Below are 15,492 nucleotides of genomic sequence, written 5' to 3'. Positions count from 1 at the left end.
GGGGGCCGGCGAAGGCGGGTGGGGCTTCGGTGAGATCAACCTGCTCAGCCACGACGTGGTGCCCGCACCCGACGCCTGGCTGTCCGCGTCGGAGCTGAGGCCGGGTCAGCAGGCGACGCTCTCGGGTGAGAACTTCGAGCCCGGGTCCTACCAGGTCGAACTGCGCGAGCACGGAGGCGCACAGGTGGGGGCGGCCGAGACGGCCGTCGTCGCCGAGGACGGCACGATCGAAGCGACGCTGGTGGTGCCCGCCGGTGCCGCACTGGGTGCGTACTCCGTCGTGGTGTCGGGTGGCGAAGGCGATGTGGCGTCTGTCCCGCTCACGGTCAGCGCTGTCTACGTGCACGATCGCGGCGACTGGGATCTCTCGGCTTCTGGTACCTGGATCGCTCTAGGCAACGCGATTGACGGTGATCGGTCCACGTCGTGGCTGGGGGATGGCGATCAATACGAAGGCATGTGGCTCCGCATCGACGCAGGGGAGGCAATCACGTTCGACACGATCAGCCTGGCGCAGTCCGGGGAGTGGTCGAACGCCTACCCACGCGCCTTCGTGGTCGAAACGTCCGACGACGGCGTGACCTGGGTGCAGGTCGCGGCGGAGAACGGCACCTTCGAGGACCAAACCGTCGTGCTCGACGAGCCCGTCAGCGCACACTTCGTGCGCTTGAGGCTCACCGAGGGAGTCGCCGCGGGTGGCGGCGGCTGGTCGATCGGAGAGATCAATCTCGCTTACTCGGACCCCATCCCCGAGCTGTCGACGCAGACGACCAGCGTCAATGCTGGGCGCTTGCTCGCCGTGCAGGGCCGCTACCTCGCGGCGGGCGACTACCGGCTTGATCTGCGTGGTGGAGCCTCCGACGTCGAGCTTGCTCGGGACCTGACGGTTCCCGATGCCGACCTCTCGGTGGAGGTCACGGTGCCGGAAATGACCGAGCCGGGGGACTACGAGGTAGTGCTCGTCGAGCAGGTCGGGGGCGAGGATGCTGCGCGGGCGCCCATCGGCGTGCTGCCAGTGGCACCTGACGCGGTCACCGGGCTGGACATCGCCTACGATGCCGGCGAGGTGTCCGTGAGCTGGAACGCTCAGTCGGATGCGGTGAACTACCTGGTGCAACGCGCGACGGGCGCCTACAGCGAGTACGAGACGATCGTCGAGACCAGCGGTACCGAAGCGGCAGACACCGTCGCGCATGCCGATCGCTTCACGTACTACTACCGGGTCGTCGCCGTGAGCGGCGCTGGCGGCGAGGCGGGGCCGTCTGCCGCAGTATCTCTTGAGACTGCACTCTTTGGAGATGCGATGACGTTCTTCAGCCCGACGGATGACCCCGCGCTCATCGACGACATCACGATCCCGACCGGGGTGCGTATGAAGCCGATGACCGAGGAGTTCAGCGACGAGCGGATCGTCTACGCCTTCAAGCCGGGCGAGTACGCCACGTCGACGTTCGAAGTCGGCTACTACACCAGTGTGTATGGCCTGGGCCAGACCCCCCTCGACACAGTGATTCCGAACGTTCAGGTGCTTGCGAGCGGCGAGATCGGGGAGGACGGCAATGCCCTGACCAACTTCTGGCGCTCAATCGAGAACATCGGGATCGCACCCGGGAACGCGCCCGCGTCGTGTGCGGCGAATGGATCGGTGATCTGGGCTGCCTCACAGGCAGCGCCCGCGCGCCGCCTGTGGGTCGACGGCGACTTGCAGCTCGACCACTGCTCCAAGGCTGCCAGCGGGGGGTTCCTCGCTGACTCTGTCGTGACCGGATTGACGGCAACGTGGGCTCAGCAGCAGTACTTCTTGCGCAACGACGACCTCGAGGGTGGCTGGCAGGGTGGCAACTGGAACATCGTATTCACGGGTACCGACGGTGCACCCGTGGCTTCCGAGGATTGGGCGACCGTCGACCGTGCGTGGACCGTCATCGATAGCACCCCTGTCATCAGGGAGAAGCCGTTCCTCTACTTTGATGAGGGCGAGTACCAGGTCTTCGTGCCCGGTGTTCGTGAGCTTGCCGCAGGTGCGTCCTGGAGCGACGGCTCCATGGGCGTGGGCTCGTCGATCTCGATCGATGAGTTCCACGTGGCTCGGCCCGAGTTCGACACCGCCGACACCCTCAACGCCGCGCTTGCCGACGGCAAGCACCTGCTGCTCACTCCCGGAATCTACGAAGTCCATGAGGCTCTGCAAGTCGACCGCGCCGACACCGTCGTGTTGGGGCTGGGAATGGCGACTATTCGTCCCACGGATGGCAACGATGGTCTCCAGATTGCGGACGTCGGAGGTGTCACGGTCGCCGGAGTGCTCTTTGACGCGACAGCGGAGGGCTCTGATCACCTGCTTCAGGTGGGTCCCGAGGGGTCCGACGGCGATCACGCGGACAACCCGACGCTCCTCGCCGACGTCTTCACGCGTGTGGGAGGCGCCGTGTTCGGTCGAGCCGACGTCACTGTCGAGGTCAACAGCTCGAACGTCATCGCCGATCACCTGTGGCTGTGGCGAGCCGATCACGGCACGGAGATCACTCAGGGCGGAGAGAAGCGCACCGGATGGGACAAGAACACCTCCGCCCACGGCATCGTCGTCAACGGCGACTCCGTGACCGCCTACGGCCTCTTCGTCGAACACTTCCAGGATTATCAGACCCTGTGGAATGGCGATGACGGTGCGACCTACTTCTACCAGAGCGAGTTGCCTTACGACCCCACGGCGCAGTCGCTCTGGATGAGCCGCGAGGGCGTCAACGGCTATGCGTCGTACAAGGTCTCGGCCGAGGCTCAGGGCCACGTTGCGACCGGGCTCGGTGTCTACGACGTGTTCCTTCAGACGGAGGGCGCATGGATTGAGTCCGAGAACGCCATCGAGGTGTCGCCCGGCAGCGTCGTGCGCAACGCCGCGACCGTGTCGGTGACGCACCCCGACTATGGCGGGGTGGGTGGCATCGTGCACGTCGTGAACGGCGAGGGTGGCAGCACCATCGACACGACGGTCGAGCGCCAAGGTGTGAACGAGTACGTCGCGCCCGTCCCGGAGGTGGCGGCACAGGTCACCGGCGCCGCCGAGGTTGGCGGGTGGCGCATCGGTCCGGTTGAGGTAGAACTCACCATGGACGATCCGCTGAGCATGCTCGAAGTGCGCCACAGTGACGCCGGGTGGACACCCTACGACGGCGCTGTGACCTTCGCTGACGACGGCGTGCAGAATCTCCAGTATCGAGTGCGGCACCTCGGCGACCTCTACGGACCAGCCGCGGGTTCCGTTGAGGTGTGGATCGACACCACTGCGCCCGAACTCGCCGTCACATCAGACCCTGCATCAGCGCATGGAACGACAGCTGCGCCGGTCACGGTCTCCGCGAACGCGACCGACCTCGGCTCCGGGGTCTCCTCGGTGGAGTTCCGCATCGATGAGGGAGAGTGGGTGTCGGTGCCGGCGAACGGGGTGATCGTGTCTGACCTGGGCGTGCACGGCCTGACCTTCCGGGCATCCGATGCCGCGGGCAACGTGAGCGACAGTGCCGAGCTCTCGGTCACGATTGCGGAGACTCCGGTGCTCACCGCGTCTGCGACGTCGCTCGAGCCGGGCGACTCGGTGACCGTCAGCGGCACGGGGCTTCCTGGTTCAAGTATCGAGTTCGGGATCGCCGGCGACGAAAGAGCCTGGGCGACGGCCCCGGTCGTCGACGGCGCGGCCTCGGCAACCGTCACGATCCCCATGGACCTCGAGCCTGGTGAGCATCACCTCCAGGCACGCACCGCGGATGGCGATCTGATCGCGGAACTGGCCATCACCGTTGTCGCGCCGGACTCCGGTGGCGGAGATGGCGGCGGCGGGCCGCGCCCGGGCACAGGGTTCTTTGCTGCGCTGTGGGCGATGATCGTGCAGTTCCTCACTGCCATTGGCATCGCGCTCGCCCGCTAGGTGGGCCGCCGGCGCTGAGCACGCGCCCGGCGTGGAAGGTCGATCGACCTCCGCGCCGCGCGTGCGTCGGTCCGACGACCGGGCCACACCACTCGCGAGCCGGAGCCCCGAGCCTGAGCAGATCGAGGTCTGGTGGCGCTGCCTGACCGGGCACTCGGGCGCGTCTCGGTCAGCGTCGCCGCACCTCTGCGTTGATGCGCTTCATCTGAGAGTCGAAACCATTGAATCTGAGAATGTATGTGAGTCCAATCAATAAATCGCCTGCTAAAAAGCTTCTAGTCGCACTCCTCTCAAAGGTTGCATATCGGACCCTGGCTGATAGGTTGGCGAGTGGTTGAAGCGATTCAACCGCTACCGATCCTCAACGACGAGAGTAGGAATCCCATGTCTCACATGCCATCGAGAAGTGCGAGGTGGGGTCGTTCCCGCCTCGCCGCGACGATCATCGCCTCCGGCGTGATCGTGGCTCCCGCCATTGCGGTGCCGGCGAGTGCCGACACCGAGCCGGCCGACCCCGACTGCACTGACTTCAGCGCGTACCCGTGGGCCGACCCGGCCCTCTCTCCAGACCAGAGGGCAGACGCCCTTCTTGCCGCGAGTGAGCAGCATCAGATCTACCGCTGGCTGGTCGAACAGAGCGCCAACAGCCCTGAGCAGACCGAGTGGCGATCGGCGGGCAACGGAGACGGTCACCCGTCGGACGGCGACGCCATCGTCTACCCCGCGCAAGTGCCCTGTACTCCCACGGTGGTCTACTCGGACGGACCCGATGGTGTGAGGTTCACCGAGGGAGTGACGGCGTTTCCCGGAACCCTCGCGGTCGCGTCGAGCTTCAATCTCGACCTCGCGGAGGAGAAAGGTGCCGCGCAGGCCGACGAGGCGTACGACAAGGGCAAGAACGTCCTGCTGGCGCCCGGACTCGCCAGCGGTCGCACTCCGCTGTCAGGCCGCACGTCCGAGTACCTCGGTGAGGACGCGGTCCTGTCCGGCCTGATGACCGCAGCCGGCGTGGTCGGGATCGAGGAAGGTCACTCCGACGGAAAGTCCGTGCTCGCCGTGCCCAAGCACTACGTGGCCAACGAGCAGGAGACCGATCGGTCCACGAGCTCGTCGAACATGGATGAGCGCACCCTCCGCGAGATCTACTCGCTCCCGTTCGAGATCGCCGTCGACCGCAGCGACCCGAGCTCGATCATGTGCTCCTACAACCAGCTCAACGGCGTCTACACCTGTGAGAACGAGATCCTGCAGGACGTCCTCAAGGACGACGTCGGGTTCGCGGGCTACGTCATGAGCGACTTCGGATCGGTGCACTCGACGGCAGCGTCGCTGAACGCCGGGATGGATCAGGAACTCAACCGTCCTCGGTGGTACTCGCCGGCACGGCTCGACGAGGCTCTCGCCGACGGAGAGATCACGCAGGCGCGTATCGAGGAGGCCGCGAAGCGCGTGATTCTCGCCTACATCGACGGGGGCCTGTTCGACGACCCGCTGGGTGACGTGGTTGCTGACGCGTCGACGCCCGAGCACAAGCAGACCGCTCTCGAGATTGCGCAGGAGGGTTCCGTCCTGCTTGCCAACGACGGCACGCTGCCGCTCACGAGCGACGCAGGTCAGACCATTGCGCTGATCGGGCCCACCGCTTCGTTGACCGAGACGGACGGCGTGAGCGCCGCCACCGTGTGCGCCCTGCCGTGGCGCTTCGGGGGCGGAACCACGATGACCTGCGAGGACATGGTCGCGCCTGTCGATGCGATGACGGACGCGGCTGCTGGGGTGGGCCAGACCGTTGTCTTCGACGACGGATCAGACCTCGACTCGGCGGCGGCCACGGCTGCCGCAGCAGATGTGGCGATCGTGTTCGGTTACAAGAACAACGGTGAGTTCTCCGATCCCGAGGACCTTGCTCTCGCGGGTGGCGGCGACGCCCTGGTCGAGGCGGTTGCCGGTGCCAACGAGTCCACCGTGGTGGTGCTCACGACCGGCACAGCGGTGGAGATGCCGTGGGTGGACGACGTCTCGGCGATTCTCGAGATGTGGTACCCCGGCGAGGTGTTCGGCCCTGCACTGGCATCGCTGCTCTACGGCGAAGTCTCACCCTCGGGCAAGCTGCCGATGACCTTCCCGGTGTCGGTGGACGAGGCTCCCCTGCTGACGGAGGAGCAGTACCCCGGCATCGTCGACGACTCCGGCATTCGCCAGGTCGACTACACCGAGGGCCTCGAGGTTGGCTACCGCTGGTATGAGGCCAACGGTGTCGAGCCGCTGTTCGAGTTCGGTCACGGCCTCACCTACTCGGAGTTCTCCTACTCGAAGCTCGACGTCAAGACCAAGACGTCGTCTCGAGGCAAGAAGGGCTCGCACGGCGACAGCGTCCGGGTGAGCTTCACCCTGAAGAACACCGGCGACGTCACTGCTACGGAGGTCGCCCAGGTGTACCTCGAACTGCCCGCGTCCGCTGGAGAGCCGTCGAAGCGACTCGCCGGCTGGGAGCGTGTGACCCTCGATCCTGGCAAGCGCACCAAGGTGACCATCACCTTCGATGCCGATGACCTCGAGGACCTGCGCCTGCTCGACTACTACGACGTCGAGACCGGGGAGTGGGTCACCGCCACCGGAACCTTCACGGCACACGTGGGTGGCTCGAGCGACACGGTTCTGGAGGACAGGTTCCGCGTGAAGTCTGACGGTCGCGACAAGGGCAAGGGCGACGACCGCGGCGGCAAGGGTGACCGCGGTCGGACCTCGTGGAGCGAGCGAGGCAACGGCCGCTGACGACGGCACTCTGAACACGGCGGGTCCGTGCGGCAGTCGCCGCGCGGTCCCGATACCACCGCGCGGACTCCTTGGGAGCGCGGTCGAAGGTGACCGGGTCCACGGAACACAGGCCGAACGCCGGCTCCATCCCCAAGGTCCACTCGAAGCCATCGAGCAGGCACCATGCGAAGAACCCTCGCACGTCGGCGCCCGCGTCGATCGTGGCGCGCAGCGCGGTGAGGAAGCGCGAGAAGTACTCGATGCGCTCGGCCTCGTCCGCTGTGGAGATGCCGGTCCCGGACGCGATGATCGGGACGTCGACGTGCCGGGCGACCAGGGGCACGGTGTGCGCGACAGCCTCGGGCGAGAAGGCGTAGCCCATCTCCGCCAGCCGCCAGTCGCTGGGCAGGTCGAGGCTCTGCCCGCGCGAACCGACATGCTGCGTCAGGTATGTCTGCACGCCCACGAAGTCGTCGTCGCGCGCCGCGTCCAGGTAGGGTGTCGTCAGCAGGTGCGCGACCTCATCCTCGGATGCCACCGGGGCGCGATCGCGGTGAATCCCCGGCGAACGGGGGTCGTCGTCGGCGTGGGTCGCCACGTCCTGAATCGCGACAGACAGGCCGATGCGCGACGTGCCAGGACCGCTCACTAGGGCCTCGCGGCCGCGTCGATGCGCCTCGATCAGTCCCGCCGTCGCCACGCGCAGAGCATCGACGTCATTGACCCGCCCCGGAGGGTACGCGCCAGAGATGAAGCCTTCTCCTGCAACGGAGTTTGGCTCGTTCATCGTGAAGGCGACGTCGATCAGGTCGCCCAGGTGCGCCCCTACGGTGGTGCAGTAGCGCGCGAAGGCGCGTGGCGCATCGGCGCTCAGCCAACCGCCGCGGTCGGAGAGCCAGCGAGGGAGCGTGAACGACGCAAGAGTGACGACGGTCGTGAGCCCGGCCTCGCGCGCGGCGACGAGCATCTCGCGGTAGCGGGCGAGAGCGGCGAGCGATACCTCGCCGTCGGCTGGTTCGACGCGGCTCCACTCGAGGGAGAAGCGGTACGCATCGAGTCCTATGTCCACCACGAGCGCGAGGTCGTCGCGCCACCGGTGCCACGAGTCGCACGCGTCCCCGCTCGACGCGGTGGCGGGTGAGGCCGGGTCGTGTTCCCACTGCCACCAGTCGTTGCCCACGTTGCCGCCTTCGACCTGGTGGGAGGAGGTGGCGACTCCCCAGAGCCAATTGCTCGGGAGTTCGCCAAGGTCCGTCGGGCGCGGGTGGTCGGTAGTCATGCATCGATCGTTTCATAGCCGCCCGCCACGTTGCGCGGGCCGATCTGCCAGGCGCGACAGAAACGACAGAGCCGCAGGGAGCCACGCCTTTCAGCGTGCCCTGCGGCTCGTGTGTCGCGAGCATACGACGTGCCCCCGACAGGAATCGAACCTGCGACCTTCGGTACCGGAAACCGGCGCTCTATCCGCTGAGCTACGGGGGCCTGCGGGGTGACCCCGCGACGGTCAAGGTTACCAGGATGGGGGCGCGACACTATCCTTGCTGGGCGGCACAGCACGGAAGGACGGCTATGGCTTCGGACGCTCACCTCGCGGTCCTCACTACGGGCGGGACCATCGACAAGGAGTACCTGCTCTCGGGCGAGCTCGAGGTGGGGGAGCCCGCCGTCGCGCGCACTCTCGCGACGGCGGTGCCGTCGGTGGAGGTTCGGGTGGCGCGCGTGCTCGCCAAGGACAGCCTCGACATGACCGACGAGGACCGCGCGCTGCTCGCGGAGGCGGTCGCGGACAGCCCGGAGAGTGCGATCGTGGTCACGCACGGAACGGACACCATGACGGTGACGGCTGACTACCTGGCCTCTCGAGTCCGTGCCGACGTCACCGTAGTGCTCACCGGCGCGCTCCGGCCCGAATCGGTCAGCCGTTCCGACGCGCACCTGAACCTGGGGTTCGCGCTCGCGTCCGCGCAGCTGGCCGCGCCCGGGGTGTACGTGGCGATGGGAGCGCGCCTGTTCGCCGCAGGAACCGTGCGGAAGGACCGGTCGACCGGGGCGTTCGTCGCGCTCGAGGACTGAGTCTGGGCTGTCGGATGCCCTCACTGTGGCGTATAGCCGGCCTGCTGCTCAGTTGATGCCGAGCGTCGCGCGCACGTCCTTGAACATGAGCGCGAGGTGCAGGGGATCGCTGGGGAGCTCCTTGAACTCAGGGACCTGGCGCAGGTAGAACACTTTCGCGGCCTGATCCTTGCAGTGCACGACGAGGGCGCGGCCGCCAATCTGGTCGGCGGCGGCCAACGAGCGCGCCACTGCGTCACCCAGCAGTGCGCGTCCGAGGCCCTTGCCTTCGTGGTCGGCATGAACGGCGAGCCGTGCAAGCACGACGACGGGCACGGGATGCCGACCCCCGCCGGCGCTCATGCGATCCGTCGCGTCCGGAGTCGTGATGCTGCCCGGGGCGATCGCGTAGTAGCCCACGACGTGAGGGCTCGACTCCTCGGTCACGACGGCGACGCGGGTGTGGCCCCCGGCGTGGGAACCGCGTGCGTGGTTCCGCAACCAGGCGGTGAGCTCGTTGCTCGAGCAGGTGAAACGAGAGAGGTCGTGTTTCTTCGTGAGGTGGGCAGGGCGCGTGTAGCCACTCAACGGAGGCGACTCGGCCTAGTTGTCGCCGAAGGGAGACGGGCGGCTGAGCAGGTGCTGTAGCCCGGGCAGTACCCGCGCGGGCGCGTCCAGGCGCTCGACGAAAGCGTCGTAGTCCTCGTCCGACAGCGTGAAGGTGCTGCGCTCCGCCAGCACCTGGTCGGCGGCTGCCTTTGCGTGCTGCAGGACAAAGGAGGACAGGTCCTGACCAGAGGCCTCCGCGGCGAGGCGGATGAACTCCTTGTCGGTGCTCGAGACTCGCACCTGAATCTGGCTGTCGCGCGCAGTTGTCGCCATGTCCACCCCCTGGGCTCTGTCGTCCCACGGTACGCCCGGTGTCATGACGACGTCAATACGCCGACGGGGCCTGACCTCAGGTCACCGTCCCGAGCTGCCACGGCACGAACTCGTCCGCGCCCAGGTCCAGCTCCTCGGACACGGTTTGCTCGCCCGACGCGACCGCGAGAATCTTCTCGAAGATCTCCCGCCCCACCTCCTCGAGCGTCGCGGTGCCGTCCACGATGCGCCCGGCGTTGAGGTCCATGTCCTCGGTCATCCGGTCGTAGGTCTCGGTGTTGGTCGCGACCTTGATCGACGGCGACGGCTTGCAGCCCAGGACGGATCCGCGGCCCGTGGTGAAGACCACGACGGTCGCGCCGCCCGCCACCAGGCCCGTGACGGACACGGGGTCGTACCCCGGCGTGTCCATAAACGTCAGCCCTGGCAGATCAATCTTCTCCGCGTACTCGCGCACCGCCACGAGTTCCGAGGATCCCGATTTCGCGACGGCTCCGAGCGACTTCTCGAGGATGGTCGTGAGCCCGCCTGCCTTGTTGCCCGGGGACGGGTTGTTGTCGAGCGTGCCGCCGCCGTCGGCAGCGTACTTCTCCCACCACCGCAGGCGGCCCAGCAGCTTGTCGGCGACCTCCTGGGAGACGGCGCGGCGGAGCAGCAGGTGCTCGGCGCCGTAGACTTCCGGGGTTTCCGCGAGGGCCGATGCGCCTCCCTGGGCGATCAGCAGATCGCCGGCGTAGCCCAGGGCCGGGTTGGCAGTGATGCCGCTGTAGCCGTCCGAGCCGCCGCAGTTGGTGCCGAGCACCAGGGCCGATGCGGGCGCCTCCTCGCGGCGCAGCGCCTCGACCCCAGGCAGCATCTCCTCGATCGCCGCGACGCCGGCGCGCACCGTGGCGCGGATGCCGCCGGTGTCCTGGATCGTCAGCTCCTTCACGGGCAGGTCCTTGCGCAGCGCGAGCCCATCGAGGATGGTCGCCGCCGGCAGCATCTCGCAGCCGAGCCCCAGCACCAGCAGGCCCGCCATGTTGGGGTGCGAGGCGTAGCCCTGCAACGTGCGCCGCGTCACCTGGGCACCCTCGGAGGTGGGCACCAGGCCGCAGCCGGTGTCGTGCGTCAGGGCCACGACGCCATCGACGTGCGGATACGCATCCAGCACCGGTCCGCGGAACTGGTCCGCGATCATGCGCGCCGTGGACGCCGAGCAGTTCACCGACGTGACGATGCCGATGTAGTTGCGCGTGCCCCACGAGCCGTCCGAGCGGCGGTAGCCCTGCCACGTGCGCTTCTCGGTGTCGGGGACGGTGGGCTGGCGGTCCACGCCCACCTCGAGCTCGCGCTCGCCGTCGTCCATGCCCAGGTTGTGCGCGTGCACGTGGGCGCCGGCTTTGATGGGCACCTTCGCGCGGCCGATCACCTGGCCATACTTCCTCACCGGCGCACCGGCGTCGATGGCCCGCAGCGCGACCTTGTGGCCGCGCCCGATGTTCGAGCCCACCGTCACGTCGCCGTGCGGGGCGCCAGTCAAGACGGTGCCGCCGGATAGGTCGCGCGTCGCAACGGCGACGTCGTCGCCCGCAGCGAGCAGGATCGTGACGTCACCAAAGGCGAGGGTCGTGTCGCTCATGCCGAGCCCCGACCCACGGCCGCCGGCTCCGCGGTCCACGACGCGATCTCCCGCACGGCGGTACGCACGGCGCCCAGGAAGCGGTCGTCCTCGGCGAGCGCGGTCGGGAAGATTCCCGAACGGGTGACCAGGCGGTCGGCGAGGCCGTCGATGGACCCAGCCGCCGCATCGGCCAGCCGGGAGGCCAGGGGGTCGTCGAGCGCCACCGGCGCTCCGGCCACGTCGAGTTGGCCGGACGTCGTGGCGTGAACATAGAGCATCCACGCCGCGACCGCGCGGGAGGTGGCGTGGGGGACTGCCCCGGCGGCAAGGCGGTCCCGCGCGATCCCCAGGAAGCGGATCGGCAGCTTCTGTGAACCATCCATCGCGATCTGCACGGTGGTGTGGCCGATCGCGGCGTTCGCAAAGCGCTCGAGCACGGATTCGCGGTACGCGGCGAGGTCGATCTCGTCGATGGCGCCCAGCGAGGGGATGGCGTCCTCGTCGATCATCGCGCGGGCCATGGCGTGCAGCTCCGGGTCCGCGACGGCATCCGCGATCAGGGCGTGACCGCGCAGCGCTCCCGCGTAGGCGAGGAAGGAGTGCGTGCCGTTCAGCACCCGCAGCTTGGTGTGCTCGTACGGCGACACGTTCCGGGTGAGCTGTGCGCCCACGGTCTCCCACGAAGGACGCGGGCCGGCGAAGCGGTCCTGGATGACCCACTGGCTGAACGGCTCGGCGACCACGAGACCGGCGTCGGTGGCGCCGAGCAGCGCCTCCGCGGCGCGGCGGTGGTCGTCCGTGGTCTTGGGGACGATGCGGTCGACCATCGTGGCGGGGAACGTCACCGAGGCGCGGATCCAGTCGAGCAGGGCCGATGCGCCCGTGGCTGGGGACGCGTCGAGGATCGCGTGCGCGAGCGACTCGACCTGCGGCCCGTTGTCCATGAGGTTGTCGCACACCAGCACGGTGAGCGGCTCGCCGCCCGACTGCCAGCGGTGGGTGAGGGCGCGCAGGAGCAGGCCGATCGCGCTCCGCGATGGAGCTTCGCGGTCGACATCGCTGCCGCCATCGATCTCGCGCGCCAGCACCTCGAGGTCGCGTGCGAGGGCCTTGTCCGCGAAGTCAGGGCCGCCCTGGGGTGCGCGCCGGTATCCCTTCTCCGTCACGGTCAGCGACACGATGTGGGTGGTGGGCGCGGCGATCGTGTCCAGCACGCGTGCGGTCTCCTCGGCGGGAAACAGCACGTCGCGGATCGAGCCGATGAGATCCAAGGAGGTGCCGGCGTCCGAGAGCTCCAGGACCCCGTACAGGCCGTCCTGGGGTCGCAGCTGATCCCGGACCGTCGCGCTGCGCTGCGTCACGCCGTGGATGCCCCAGCGGTCGTCTCCCGCGGCCGCCGCCGCGCGCTCGGTGAAGACTGCCTGGTGGGCGCGGTGGAACGCGCCGATCCCCAGATGGACGATCCCGGGCGCCGATGCGCGGTTGAGGTCCGCGGGAGGCGACACTGCCGGGGGCAGACCCGTGCGCGACAGGTCCGCGAGCGTCGTGGCGGACAGTCGGGGCAGGGAGGACATCGGTGGCCTTTCCTAGGTGAGCGGTGCGGTCGAGGCGTGCGGGCTGGTGGACTCGCGCACCACGAGCTCGACGGGAAGTCGAACGGGGTGGCCGTCCGTGCCGTCGGAGCGCAACTGCTCGAGCATGGTGGTCGCCTCGTGGCCGGCGCGGGTCAGCGGGATCGCGACCGTGGTGAGCATGGGGGAGACATAGGAGGCGGCGCCGATGTCGTCGAAGCCGACCACCGAGATGTCGTCGGGCACCGTCACGCCGCGCGCCCGTAGGCGGGACATGACGCCCAGCGCGATGAGGTCGTTGTAGCAGAGGACCGCAGTCGCGCCGGTCTCGAGAGCGAGGTCCGCCGCGGCGACGCCGCCCTGGTGCACCGGCCGGTGGCTGCCGACGTCCGTGACCTCGACGCCGTCGACGGATCCCAGCGCGCGCCGGCGGTGGGCGTCCGACCACGATGAGGTGGGTCCGCCCACGTACGCGACGTGACGGTGGCCGAGCGCGCGCAGGTGCTGCAGGGCCTGGGTCACGCCGGCCGCGGAGTCGAAGGTCACCGACGGCAGGCCCTCGACTTCACGGTTGACCAGCACGAGCGGTCCCGCTGCGGCACATTCGCGGATCTGTTCTTCGGGCATGCGCGGCGAGCACAGCACCAGACCGTCGACGTTCGCCTGCAGGTCACGGACGATCTCGCGCTCGGCGCGGGCATCCTCATCGGTGTCTGCGATCAGCACGGAGTTGCGCGAGCCGCGGGCCTGCGCCTGCACGCCCTTCGCGATCGCGGCAAAGGACGGGTTGGCGAGGTCGGGGAGCACCAGACCCACGTGGCCGCTCTGGCCGGAGGCGAGCGCCTGTGCCGAACGGTTGGGCTGGTAGCCCAGCCGTTCCGCAGCCTCGATGACGCGGTGTCGGCGTGCCGTGGAGACGGTGTCCGGTGCGCTCAGCGCGCGCGAGGCGGTGGCAGGGGAGACCCCGGCGGCGACGGCGACGTCGCGCAGAGTGGCCATGCTGTGCACCTCCGTGGTGTGCGGCAGTGATTGCGATTTCACTGTTTCACGCGTTCCGAATCATTCTGGGTCTGCGTGGTGCCTTCCATCATGCCACATGTGTACGACGTCTGTGCTTGAGGTTGCCGCGAGGGCGTTGCCGTGGGATAGTAGACCGACGTGATGAAAGCGCATTCAAGTGTTTCACCTGAGTGTTGATCCCCACGAACGCTGATCTTCAGTCATCGAGGACGAGGAGTTCCACCGTGACCGTGTCCCCCACGGCGCCCAGCGCCCTGCACGAGGACAGGCTGCTGCCCTCCCAGCCTCAGGAGAGGGCGATCGCTCGCGAGATCTTCGCCGCGACCTCGGGGCTACCCATCGTCTCCATGCACGGGCACGTCGACGCCGGGATGCTCGCGTCGAATTCACCGTTCCCCAACCCCGCGGAGCTCCTGGTCATCCCGGACCACTACCTGGTGCGCATGCTCGTCTCCCAGGGAGTGCCGCACGACTCCCTGGGCGTGCCGCGCAAGGACGGCGGCGCCGTCGAGACCGACCCGCGCGAGGTCTGGCGCGCGTTCGCGTCCCGCTGGAAGCTCTACCGCGGGACTCCCACGCGCATCTGGATGGAGCACGTGCTCGAGTCCGTGCTGGGAGTGACCTCGGCGCTGTCCGCGGCGACCTCGGACGAGATCTACGACGCGATCGCGGAGCGCCTCGCGCAGCCCGAGTTCCGGCCGCTCGCCCTGCTCGACAGCCTTGACATCGAGATCCTCGCCACCACGGACGCGGCCGGCGACAGCCTCGAGCACCATGCGGCGCTCGCGAGCGACGGCTACGGCGATCGCGTGGTGCCCACCTTCCGGCCGGACGCGGTCGTGAACCTCGACCGCCCCGACTGGCGCGCGAGCGTCGATGCCATGGCCGAACGATCCGGTATCGACATCGTCGACTACGCCAGCTATATCGCGGCCATCGAATCGCGACGCCGGGCCTTCGTGGCAGCCGGCACCCGCGCCACCGACCATGGCCACCTCTACGCGGACACCGAGCCCCTCGACCCTGCGGAAGCCGAGCGCGTCTTCCAGGCCGCACTGAAGGGAGAGGTGACCGGCGCATCGGCGCGGAAGTTTGCTGGCCACATGCTCACGGAGATGGCACGCATGTCCTGTGAGGACGGCATGGTCATGCAGCTGCACCCGGGTGTGCTGCGCGACTACGACCCGCGGGTCTTCGCGGAGCGCGGCCCGGACGTGGGCTACGACATCCCGATCCCGATAGACCACGCGCGGGCCCTGCAGCCGCTTCTGACCCGGTATGGCCACGACCCGCGTCTCACCCTGGTGCTGTTCACCGTGGATGAGGACGTGTTCGGTCGCGAGCTCGCGCCTCTCGCCGGCGTGTTTCCCGCGGTGCGCCTGGGCGCGCCGTGGTGGTTCCTCGACACCCCGGAGGCCATGCGCCGCTTCCGCGAGACCGTGACGGACACCGCGGGCTTCTACAACACGTCCGGGTTCGTCGACGACACCCGCGCGTTCCTGTCGATCCCCGCGCGCCACGACATCTCGCGACGGGTCGACGCCGGTCACCTCGCGAAGCTGGTCGCCGAGCACCGGCTGTCGCTCGACGAGGCCACCGAGACTGCTATCGACCTCGCGTACGAGATCCCTCGCGCCGTCTACCCGCCCCTGTCCTCCTGACCCCCCCCGAAGGAATCCACTGCC

The 15,492-nt window shown here is 68.4% G+C and carries 9 protein-coding genes, 1 tRNA gene and 1 pseudogene; 4 read left to right on the top strand and 7 right to left on the bottom strand.

From position 1 onward, the window contains the following. Positions 1-3,922 (top strand): discoidin domain-containing protein (locus QZ483_RS08305; RefSeq protein WP_297082849.1); only part of this gene is annotated, 3,922 nt, incomplete at its 5' end. 384 nt (positions 3,923-4,306) lie between these two features. Then, a pseudogene (locus QZ483_RS08300) lies at positions 4,307-6,511 on the top strand (glycoside hydrolase family 3 C-terminal domain-containing protein); the annotation flags it as partial. Positions 6,512-6,545: 34 nt separating this feature from the next. On the opposite strand, the gene QZ483_RS08295 reads toward QZ483_RS08300, so the two are convergent. Beyond that, positions 6,546-7,958, bottom strand: a complete 1,413-nt coding sequence (locus tag QZ483_RS08295; protein WP_367117095.1) for a glycoside hydrolase family 1 protein — start codon at positions 7,956-7,958, stop codon at positions 6,546-6,548. Positions 7,959-8,088: 130 nt separating this feature from the next. Beyond that, a tRNA-Arg gene (locus QZ483_RS08290) sits at positions 8,089-8,161 on the bottom strand. Positions 8,162-8,248: 87 nt separating this feature from the next. Here QZ483_RS08290 and QZ483_RS08285 point away from each other — a divergent pair. Then, the gene (locus QZ483_RS08285) at positions 8,249-8,752 is read left to right on the top strand and encodes an asparaginase domain-containing protein (RefSeq protein WP_297082844.1); all 504 of its coding nucleotides are present in this window, start codon (positions 8,249-8,251) and stop codon (positions 8,750-8,752) included. A 48-nt stretch (positions 8,753-8,800) separates the two neighbouring features. Here QZ483_RS08285 and QZ483_RS08280 read toward each other — a convergent pair whose 3' ends face one another. The 5 genes from QZ483_RS08280 to QZ483_RS08260 all read right to left on the bottom strand — a co-directional run bounded on the left by QZ483_RS08280 (position 8,801) and on the right by QZ483_RS08260 (position 13,786). Next, entirely contained in the window at positions 8,801-9,151 is a 351-nt protein-coding gene (locus QZ483_RS08280) for a GNAT family N-acetyltransferase (protein ID WP_367117094.1), read from the bottom strand. A 183-nt stretch (positions 9,152-9,334) separates the two neighbouring features. Beyond that, complete coding sequence (locus QZ483_RS08275; RefSeq protein WP_297082839.1) at positions 9,335-9,613, bottom strand: DUF1778 domain-containing protein; 279 nt, start codon at positions 9,611-9,613, stop codon at positions 9,335-9,337. Between the two features lie 76 nt (positions 9,614-9,689). Then, entirely contained in the window at positions 9,690-11,234 is a 1,545-nt protein-coding gene (locus QZ483_RS08270; RefSeq protein WP_297082838.1) for a UxaA family hydrolase, read from the bottom strand. Then, entirely contained in the window at positions 11,231-12,790 is a 1,560-nt protein-coding gene (locus QZ483_RS08265; protein ID WP_297082836.1) for a mannitol dehydrogenase family protein, read from the bottom strand. Before QZ483_RS08265 ends, QZ483_RS08270 begins: the two co-directional genes overlap by 4 nt. 12 nt (positions 12,791-12,802) lie before the next feature. Beyond that, on the bottom strand, positions 12,803-13,786 hold the full coding sequence (locus QZ483_RS08260) for a LacI family DNA-binding transcriptional regulator (RefSeq protein WP_297082834.1): 984 nt from the start codon (positions 13,784-13,786) through the stop codon (positions 12,803-12,805). 245 nt (positions 13,787-14,031) lie between these two features. On the opposite strand from QZ483_RS08260, the gene uxaC reads away from it, so the two are divergent. Further along, positions 14,032-15,468 (top strand): glucuronate isomerase, encoded by a 1,437-nt coding sequence (gene uxaC, locus QZ483_RS08255; RefSeq protein WP_297082832.1) that lies wholly within the window; start codon positions 14,032-14,034, stop codon positions 15,466-15,468. Positions 15,469-15,492 lie beyond the last annotated feature (24 nt).

Source organism: uncultured Demequina sp., from assembly GCF_913055775.1.
Lineage (GTDB): Bacteria > Actinomycetota > Actinomycetes > Actinomycetales > Demequinaceae > Demequina.
The sequence above is the reverse complement of the archived record's forward strand: the minus strand, read 5'-3'. Positions and strand labels throughout refer to the sequence as shown.